Origin of the sequence: Vibrio sp. B181a, from assembly GCF_030248375.1 — a bacterium.
Taxonomy (GTDB): Bacteria; Pseudomonadota; Gammaproteobacteria; order Enterobacterales; family Vibrionaceae; genus Vibrio; species Vibrio campbellii.
Window position 1 is genome coordinate 207,078 of the sequence record NZ_JAHGAD010000045.1, and the last position, 10,084, is coordinate 217,161.

3 protein-coding genes and 1 pseudogene are annotated in these 10,084 nt (G+C 44.3%); 2 read left to right on the plus strand and 2 right to left on the minus strand.

Going from position 1 to position 10,084, the window contains the following annotated elements:
* The first annotated feature begins 343 nt into the window (after positions 1 to 343).
* Complete coding sequence (gene tssH / locus KIO97_RS20010; protein ID WP_285383792.1) at positions 344 to 3,037, plus strand: type VI secretion system ATPase TssH; 2,694 nt, start codon at positions 344 to 346, stop codon at positions 3,035 to 3,037.
* Complete coding sequence (locus KIO97_RS20015; protein WP_285383787.1) at positions 3,024 to 4,652, plus strand: sigma-54-dependent Fis family transcriptional regulator; 1,629 nt, start codon at positions 3,024 to 3,026, stop codon at positions 4,650 to 4,652. Before tssH ends, KIO97_RS20015 begins: the two co-directional genes overlap by 14 nt.
* Positions 4,653 to 4,716: 64 nt before the next feature.
* On the opposite strand, the gene KIO97_RS20020 is transcribed toward KIO97_RS20015, so the two are convergent.
* Both KIO97_RS20020 and KIO97_RS20025 read right to left on the minus strand, forming a co-directional pair.
* Positions 4,717 to 9,444 carry an OmpA family protein gene (locus tag KIO97_RS20020; protein ID WP_285383788.1) on the minus strand — a complete coding sequence of 1,576 codons (4,728 nt, stop codon included), beginning with the start codon at positions 9,442 to 9,444 and terminating at the stop codon, positions 4,717 to 4,719.
* Positions 9,437 to 10,084 (minus strand): annotated as a pseudogene (locus tag KIO97_RS20025) (hypothetical protein); the annotation flags it as partial. The pseudogene KIO97_RS20025 and the gene KIO97_RS20020, both read right to left, overlap by 8 nt.

Sequence of the window (10,084 nt, forward strand, 5' to 3'; positions counted from 1 at the left end):
CACTTAGCTTAAAACCAGCTTTATTTATCAATTTATTAAGTACAATTTATTGGATAAAAAACCAAAAAGTTGGAAACAGATAATAATAAATTGTTTCGCTGATAAAAAGTGAAAATAACCATATATCAAAGGGAGAATAAAGTTATTAACACTGGCCATTTAGTTAGATTAACCATTAATTAATTCAAAATAACAAAGAAGCGTTATCCAAGATAAATATTCACACTAATATTGTCATTAAAATCACCAACAAACGATAGTCAAAATATCTTGATAAAAAAAGAGCGTTATCACTTTTAGTATAATAGCGGCTACCTCTTTTCCTCTAAAGAATAAAATGGCTATGATAAATATAAACCTTTCTTCATTAATTCAGCGTCTACACCCGATTGCAAAAGTCGCATTAGAAGACGCGGCTGCACTTGCAGTCTCTGAAAAAGCAAACGAAGTTCAAATTGAGCATTATTTACTGAGTCTTTTAGAAAGGCCAAATAGTGATTTTGACGTCTTATTAAGTCATTTTGATTGTTCTGAGAACTTATTAAGACAATCGGTTCGATCCACACTCGATACCAACGCCAAAGGAAATGGCAGCAAACCTGTTTTTTCTGCTTTATTAATCGAATGGTTACAAGAAAGCTGGCTGGTTTCTTCTTTAGATCTATCCGAAACACAAATCCGCTCTGGCGCCCTACTCCTTACTCTTGTTAGCAACCCTCTACGTTACGGCCAACATGGTTACGCCTCTATCCTTGAAGCGGTCAACCCTGACAGCCTTAAGCGTAACTTTGCAGAGCTAACAAGCCACTCTATTGAGGCGCAAGTCGCGACTTCCGAAAAAACACAAGCACGCGAAGATGGCTCGGCATTGAGCAAGTTCACGACAGACTTCACTGGTAAAGCACGCAAAGGCGAAATCGATCCTGTTTTCTGTCGTGACCAAGAAATCCGCCAAATCGTGGACATTCTTGCTCGTCGCCGTAAAAACAACCCTATCGCTGTCGGTGAGCCGGGCGTTGGTAAAACCGCAGTCGTAGAAGGCTTGGCGCTAAAAATCGTACAAGGCGACGTACCAGACAACCTTAAAGGTGTTGAGCTTTACGGTCTAGACATGGGTCTTCTACAGGCAGGTGCAAGCGTAAAAGGTGAATTCGAAAAACGCCTAAACGCGGTATTGGATGAAGTGAAAAACTCGCCAACGCCAATCATCCTATTCATCGATGAAGCTCACACCCTTGTTGGTGGTGGTAACCAAGCGGGCGGCAGTGATGCAGCCAACTTGTTAAAACCTGCCCTAGCACGTGGCGAAGTGAAAACAATTGCTGCAACAACCTGGTCGGAATACAAAAAGTACTTCGAGAAAGATCCAGCGCTTGCACGTCGCTTCCAGCTGGTAAAACTTGATGAGCCTTCTCCAGAGCAAGCGGCATTGATCATTCGTGGTCTGCGCCCAGCTTACGAGAAGTCACACAATGTATACGTACGTGATGACGCGATCACCGCAGCTGCAGCGCTTTCTGCTCGTTACATCTCTGGCCGTCAACTGCCGGATAAAGCGATCGATGTACTAGATACAGCGTGTGCACGAGTGAACATCAGCCTTAATGCCATTCCTGCTTCTGTTGAGACTCTGCAGCAAGCACTTGCAGCTCAACAGCGCGAACTTGAAGCACTTGAGCGTGATGCCCTGCAGCAAACTGGCGACAAGCACAGCCTTGCTAACATTCCAGACCTAAAACTGGCAATGGAAACAACGAAAGAAGAGCTGGCAGAGCAAGAGGCCCAATGGCACAAAGAAAAAGAGCAGATCCAAGAGATGATTGCTCTACGCTCTCGCTTGCATGAACTGGTCTTTGGCGAAGCAAATGAAGAAGAGCTTAATGTAGAAGAGCATGATGCAGAAGACGATGCAGAACAGGAGCAAGACGTTTCTCCATACGCAGAAATGGATGAAGAAGCGGTGCGCATTGCAATCTCAGCCTGCCAAGAACAGTTAGACGCAATCCGTAATGGCAATCCATTGGTTCACTTTGAAGTTGGCCCAGATGAAGTTAGCCACGTAATCTCAGACTGGACCGGTATTCCAATGGGTAAGATGCTTCAAGACGAAGCAGAGACCACGCTAAAACTGAAAGAAAGCCTAACACAAAGCATCAAAGGCCAAGAATACGCTATCGATGCACTGTCTGAAGGCATTCAAACGGCGAAAGCTGGCCTAGGTAACCCAGACGCACCAACAGGCGTATTCCTGCTGGTTGGCCCAAGTGGCGTGGGTAAAACTGAAACGGCTCGTGCGATCGCTGATCAAATGTTTGGTGGCGAGCGCTTTATGACGACCATCAACATGTCTGAGTTCCAAGAGAAGCACACGGTATCTCGCCTAATTGGTTCACCTCCGGGTTACGTAGGTTACGGTGAAGGCGGCATGCTGACAGAAGCGGTACGTCAACGCCCATATTCTGTTGTATTGCTAGATGAAGTGGAAAAAGCCGACCCAGAAGTGTTGAACCTGTTCTACCAAGTGTTCGACAAAGGTACGCTGAACGACGGCGAAGGCCGCACCATCGACTTCAAGAATACGCTGATCATCATGACCAGCAACCTTGCGACGCACGAGATTGAATCTTTGGTTCATCAATCAAAAGACATCGATGCAAACATCATCGCAGAAGCTATCCGCCCTACTTTGAACCAACACTTCAAACCGGCGCTGTTGGCACGTATGTCTGTGCTTCCGTTTGTTCCGCTATCTGATGAAGCAATGACAGAAATCATTCACCATAAGCTGAACAAAGTCTCTCAGCGTCTACAGAGCCATCACAAATTGTCTCTGAGCTACGAAGAAAGCTTGGTTGAATTCGTACTGGGTAACTGTCGCCTTGCTGAAACAGGCGCACGTAACATTGACGCGGTCATCAACCGTCAGTTACTGCCGCAGCTATCGACACAGCTATTGGTGCATGACAAGGATGATTCACATACGCAAATCGCAGTTTCTGTCGATGAGCAAGGAACACTAACCTATGCGTTCAGCTAACCATAGCGAACTTAGCAACGCCCTACTTGCGATCAGCCAATCTTTGGCTGATCGCAGCCAGCTGACCCAAACGTTAGATGCCGTGTTGACCGCTGCGAGACAAATGACACTCGCAAAGCATGGCATCATTTACGTTTTAGACCAGACTGGTCAAGCGTTGATCCCAAGTACCGCTCACCATAACGATAAAACGATTCTGTCACACCCTTGGGAAGCATTGCAGATAGATTCTGCCAGTGAGAACGACCCATTTAACTTTGCGATTCGCAATGGTGAAGTGGTGTTGATCAACGAGCTGTATAAGTACAACGGTTACGACTGTGAAAGCATTTATCAAAGCGAGCAGATACTTGGACTAAAGAGCGAAAACTTATTGGCTTGGCCACTTATCGACAACGATAGTAAAACCATCGGCCTGTTAGTGTTGCTCGATTTAAGCGTTATCGACAACGAAGCCGCACTCACTGAGTTCTGTCGTATGGCCGCAAGCAATATTCGCCAAGCGGTGTGGTTAGAGCAATATGGGCAAGTGATCAAAAGCCTGAGTGCCGATAACCAAGCACTGCTCCGTGAGAACACTCAGCTTAAAAAGCGTACCAAGAAAACCTACCAAGGCCCGATTGCAGAGAGCGAAGAAATGCTCAATGTCTTGAATCGTCTTGATAAGGTGCTATCTCTTCCTGTCGACGTTCTGTTGCGTGGTGAAACTGGTGCAGGTAAAGAAGTGATCGCGAAATACATTCACGAGAACTCTAACCGAGCAGACCAGCCTTTGATCGTTCAAAACTGTGCGGCTATTCCAGAGCAGTTATTGGAATCGGAGCTTTTTGGGCATAAGAAAGGCTCATTCACTGGCGCAGACAAAGATAAAGTGGGCCTGTTTGAAGCAGCCAACGGTGGCACGCTATTCCTAGACGAGATTGGTGATATGCCAATGCTACTTCAAGCTAAGCTACTTCGAGTACTGCAAGAGCGTAAGGTTCGTCCTATCGGTGCCAGCAAAGAGATTGAGGTAGACGTTCGCGTTATCGCAGCCACCCACTGCAATCTTATGAAGCAGATCAAAGACGGCGGGTTCCGTGCTGACTTGTTCTATCGCTTGAATGTATTCCCGATTACGCTGCCTCCCTTGAGAGAACGTGAGTCAGACATTATTCCTCTCGCAGAACATTTCGTGCAGCACACGACCAAGACCCTAGGCTTACCTCAAGCGCCGGGGTTAAGTGCCAACGTGCGTAAACAGCTTCTTGCATACTCTTATCCGGGTAACGTACGTGAGCTGAAAAACATCATCGAGCGCTCAGTACTGCTGTCTGATTTTGAAACCATCACTCACATTGAGTTTGGTGAACAAATCCCAGAAGACACGCCAAGTGTTGAAGTAAAAGCAGCAACACCTACCCCAGAGCAACCTGCCCACGAGCCAGCACAAGCGGATTTAGAAGACGCGGCAATCGGCCTAAAGGACGTTGTCAGCCAATACGAACGCACAGTGATCATCGATTGCTTAAATGCCTGTAATTGGCACACTAAGAAAGCCGCCGAGCAATTGGCGCTGCCAATGAGCACACTTAACCACAAAATGAAGAAATACGATATTTCTGCAGCGGGTTAAGCGAGAAGCGAGAAATTCAGCTTCCATTGATAAGAAAAGAAAAACCGCCCGAAGGCGGTTTTTTTTATTTTCCATCAAACAACCACTTTTTGAGTATTTGCTCTCGTTGTGCAGATAGTGGAAGCTCCTTAGCTACTGAGTAATCTTTCATGATTGGTTCCGCATTCATCCAAACACTCAAAGGGGTAGCCTTATGGGACATCTTACTACGATTTAAACTTGCTAAGTTGGAATCAGCATCGTCAGTCGTTCCTGCAGTATATTCAGAAATAGCTTTAAACTCTTTCTCACTCATCTCATACCAACTCTGGTTGTAATGGATTTCTCGCGAGTTGAACAAAGTTGGCGCCGTTGTATCTATAGCTCGAACAGGGAGCCTTTGTGATGAAGCGTTTAAAGAAAGTCCAGCTTTCCCATCAATATCGAGCATGATGTATGGGGCATCGTTTCCTCTAGTAATAAACGGGCGTAAGCCTGTCATCTCTTTCCCGGTTGCATTAATGTATTTTAATGATATCTCGACTGCGTATAGATCAGTGTCGACAAAGTCTGGTGATAAAACACCTTCCTTAACCACCAAGTCGTTTACAAGTTTACTTAGGTTGCTAGAAAGATGATCCGATACCTCACTCAGGCTTTGCGGTATTGATTTAGGTTTGAATGACACCTCTTTCTTCTCGAGGTTCACTTCTACCTTTCCTAATGGATACAAATCTACATCTTGATGTTCAAAATTATAGAGACCTCTTGCATCGTTTGCTTTCAAACGAATGTCCACGGGTAAGCGCTGACGGTCAAACCCTCCTCGCTCAAGTATTTGTTCTACATTTTCAACAGATTTTGTACTGACGATGAGCAACAGCTTCGTTGCGTTTTCAGAAGTATCATAGGATGGCTGCTTCTTGGTCCAACCGATCGCCTCCATTATATCGTCGTGCTTACTTCCGGGAATGAGGCTCTTCACGCTAGCGTCATAAATGTACAAATTTGCCTTAGCATCTGAGAATAGCTCCGGATATTCGACCGCTTTTTTGCCCGCTCTTGCTAAGAACGTTTTCTCATATAAGAATTCATGCTCTTGCGACATAGTTAAATTAAATATGGATGCCTTATCCGTACTAGAGGTAATCTCCTTACCGTCTTGAGTTTTAAGTACGAGCTCCCTCTTATACGTTAACTTTGATTCTGTTTTACTGACATTTGGTACACCGACTTCTAGAAGGTAACGCATCACATAAGCCGCTGAGTGCTGTTCATCTACCTGACCAAACACCGACTTCCATTCTTTGCTACCGTAGTCATCAGCAATAGGTTTGATGCCACTCATGATGTTGCATCCAAAGTAATAAGTAGGACTTACAACAACACCGTATAGTGTGGTATCTGTCTCTAACATTTGTTTCTCTGTTAAATACGCCCTCTCAGTTTCAACTAGTGATTCCGGTGCAATTTCACGAACATATTCAGTAGTGTAAGACCCAAAATCGTCAAAGAACCTATTTTGCCGCACAGGTCTAACACCCACAGGCACAAGAGTAAGCAAACCTTCTTCTTTGAACTTGGTCAGCGTTTCATCCTTCATATCAAGAATAATAAGTACTCTAATTGGCATAGTCGGCGTAATGGCTTCACCGCTATTAACCCTGTCTTCGAGTGGGAGCCATTCATCATTGACTTTTACAGAAACCATATGCCCAGCAAACATAGAGTCATCGAGCTTAGATAAATCGGGCGCTTTTAACAGAGATCTAAGCTTAGTTAAACTAGGGTCCGCAACAGTATGTATAGGACAGAATTTTTGATATACCTGCGATTGTTCAAGCGCTTTTACCCCAACCTGAGATTGCTTCGCTCGGTATGTTACGTAACTCGTCATTGCAGCAAAACTCAGCACACTTTCCGAAGCACTACGGTAAATATTCTTTGTTTCTAGCCAAGCTTCATCAAGGTGGAAAGAAGGAAGCCAAGTCCCCCCCAAATCCCAATCATCACTTAAAAGATAGGTCTTTATATAGCCTTCAATATCAAGATCTCTTTGCCCTGACGTCAAGTGATTAACCGCGTAATATTCCGAAACGTAATTCGTTGTTTTGTTCTCTTCTTTTATTTGAGATTCAAGTAGAAGCAATCGCAGCAGCCCATTGAGCGCTATAGCGCGTTTTATATATGCCTTGCCAACAACACTCAGTTCATCGAACGCAGGTAAACCGCGATACAGTAACGCCTGTCCTACCACATCAAATTCAGAAAAACGTTTCTGCTTCTCTTTGTATTCTTCTACTTCTTTATTAAGAATTTTGGCTGCACCATCCAAAGTAGAAACCAAGGTTTCGCCTGACCAATACAACCCATATGCTAAAGCAGCTCCTGGACCAAGCATTGGCGCAGCAAAGCCTAATGCAATATCAAAGGCTTGGCCGGAAAATTTCCAAATTTCCTCATGGACTTTCATCTCTGCTAAAACCGCTTTCTGTCGATTTTTCTCCAGAGCTAGCAGCCAACTTCTACAAGCAGGATATTCAAAAGCAGAGTTGAGGTAGAACTTCATCTCCGCTCGACGACTTAAGCGCCTGTTACTCGTATCATTATCGGCATAAACGCCTTTACCCAGGGCAGATATTCGATGCTCCCACTTAATAGCATCAGTGCCAAGATCTTCTAAAATAGAAGATTTAAGCGCCGCAGCACGTTTTTTTGAGAGTTTAGTGTTGTATTCCATCGAGCCAATATCACACGTATATCCTTCTATGTTCAGCAACATTTCTGATTCTGTATTACGCAGATATTCAGCCACTTTAGAAACGAGCTTCTTATCGGAATTGGTTAGTTCATCATTTGCGCTATCAAATTCAAAAAACAGCGTGAGATAGCTTGCCTCACCCTCTTTTGCCTGTTTTTTTTCTAACAGCGGACTACCATTTAACAGCACTTTATGACTTACACTTTCATCAGAGAACGCTTCAAGGAGCGCTTTTTTATGCTCCGCTTCAGACTCAAGCAGTGCCTGACGATCTTTTTCATCACTTAATAAAAGTGTTGATATCACCGATTGTGTTTTCTGACCATATTCCTTTGATTTATCAATATAGGCGTTAAACGCCGACTCGGAATTCTCAATACCTTTCGGAATTTCAAGGCCACTAGAAACAAGCTCTGCAAAGCCAAAAGGCTTATCAAGTACATATTCAATAGCTCGAGCGGCTGGCTTTAAAGGGGTTAAAATCTTATCGTCAACCTTATGCCAGAAATGCTGTAACGCCGGTGGAATCGTATAAATGCTAGGTAATGGGCTCCCAAGATGGTTTGACCAGTTAAGAGCGCTTGCTAAGTCAGAAATAGGCGTAAGTGTACCTTGTGCAGGTGGCTTGAGGTTTTGCGCAAAATCTAAGAAGCTCTTAGCTTTTGCATCAATACCGACTGCGAATTTTAACGCATCCGACAACACTCCGGCTTGACCTTCATTCAACCCTGCGCTGAACGCTTTATGGACCGTCGTCATACTGAATGGGTCCATCACGCCAGACGCTGAAGCCTCGATAACAGCTTTATAGTTACCAATGGAATTGAGAATATTAATCGACGGTTGCACACCAATAGCAGGTTTGTTTTCGCTTGTATAGGGGAGGTTTTTACTCCAGTCTAACCAACCTTTAAACGTGTCTGGCGCATGTTGAAACAGTGACTCTTCAACAGAAATAGGGTCACCAGAAAGGATGATGCTGCGCCCTGCAATTGAATAAATAGGCAGGTGTAAGACTTGCTCAGATAATGAGTAACAATTGTTCGGGATATTTAACTTTGCAACCTGAGCCATTTGACTGTCCGACGATACATCTTTTGCCTCCCAGTACCGCTTTATTCCTTCTAAATCTATATCAAAGCGGACTAATTGCTTGATTTGTTCATCCTCATCCAGATGGCCGCCCGTAATCCAAAATGTGGCTACATATTGGATTACTTCCTTTGCAACGTCAGAGTCACTAGCCTGATTAGCAATATCAAAGTATGTTACCGGCCTTACTCGGCTAGTGATTTTATTGCCAATATCCTCAGCATCCCCTTTGACGGTTAAGTTTTCTGGTTGTCCAGACAAAGTAACTTCTGCCCCCTCAAAATAGTCAGCCGAGAAGAATAAATTGATGGTCCAAACTTGAGGAATGCGCAGATAATAAAAATTATGTTTATAGTTTCCGCTATAAATTTGTTCATACAGACGTTTATACGCGCCTTTTTTTTGACACAGCTCCTCTTCTGCCGTCTCAGCTTTATGGATAAAGAACTCAGCTAATTCGGGTGCTAAAAATCGCCTCTCGGCTACATCCTTGTTTAAATCCTCTTTGATTTGCCATTTTTCTAAAGAGGACAAGCGGATCTCTTTTTCTTGTGAGCTTGCCACTTCTTTAGCTAATTTAGCCAATCGTTCCGACCAAGTTGTGTCTTCTGACATTACCGCAGCGGGAATTAAGTAAGGTGGAAGATAGACGGGTTTTAGCTTATCTGTCGTGCTAGAAATCAATAGTGGCGTAGAAGCAAGCTTATTCCTATCGAGCTCTTTAACTGATTTAACTTCGGTATTCCAACCTTGTAACCGACCTGATGAATCACTGAAGTATATTGGTGACTCATTCTTGCTACTGCTACCATCCGCAGTTTGACCAACTGTTAGCTCTGGTAAGGCCAGCGTAAAGCCGGGTAATGGATAAAGCCCATTACCAGTAATAGCTTCTCCACCTGGCCCGACCAATTGCCCCATTAAATAGAGGGAGTGCTGTTCAATCTTAGCCCTAGCCATGATTACGCTCCTCTAGAACGGTTCTTGCTTTTTCGATGTCAACGTAACTTGGTAGAGGGTAGAGTGACTCGCTCCACTTATCCCTATTTTTATGCTCAATCACATAACGACTAAAACCCAAACCGAAAGCTGATTGTTTGACACGCTCACCATTTCTCAGCGCCCTATATGTGTATATCATCTCTGTTGTAGGGCTGTTCTCGGTCGGCTGGTGTAACACGCGGGTAATATTTCGACCATGCGCCGGGACGAACCACATATCACCACCGTTGAAAGCTAACAAATCAACTGTGGCTCGGAAGTTACCCATTTTTTCAGATGGCCTTCCGGAATGGTATACCTTCCCACCTCCCTCACCACCGAGGCAATAAAAACCATCTCCATACTTTCCGCCCCAAACATTACAATCGTAGCTAATCGGAGTAAAGTCACCGCGATCGACCAGTTTTAAGGTTTTGGCATCAAACACAAATGTATTACCACATTTTGGAACATCACTCTCCCCAAAAGTTTCGCGGTACTCCTCTTTCCTGCCTTTACAGCCAAATCCCGCTAAACTCGGATTAAAACTCAAATAGATGGCTTGCTCTGATTGGCTCATATAAGGCTTAGCAAAAGAGGTTGTAGTGGCATAGTGAAT

Bases quoted from the DNA above. Each gene is read 5' to 3' on its own strand.
- tssH (WP_285383792.1), top strand. From the start codon at position 344: ATGATAAATATAAACCTTTCTTCATTAATTCAGCGTCTACACCCGATT.
- KIO97_RS20015 (WP_285383787.1), top strand. From the start codon at position 3,024: ATGCGTTCAGCTAACCATAGCGAACTTAGCAACGCCCTACTTGCGATC.
- KIO97_RS20020 (WP_285383788.1), bottom strand. From the start codon at position 9,444: ATGGCTAGGGCTAAGATTGAACAGCACTCCCTCTATTTAATGGGGCAA.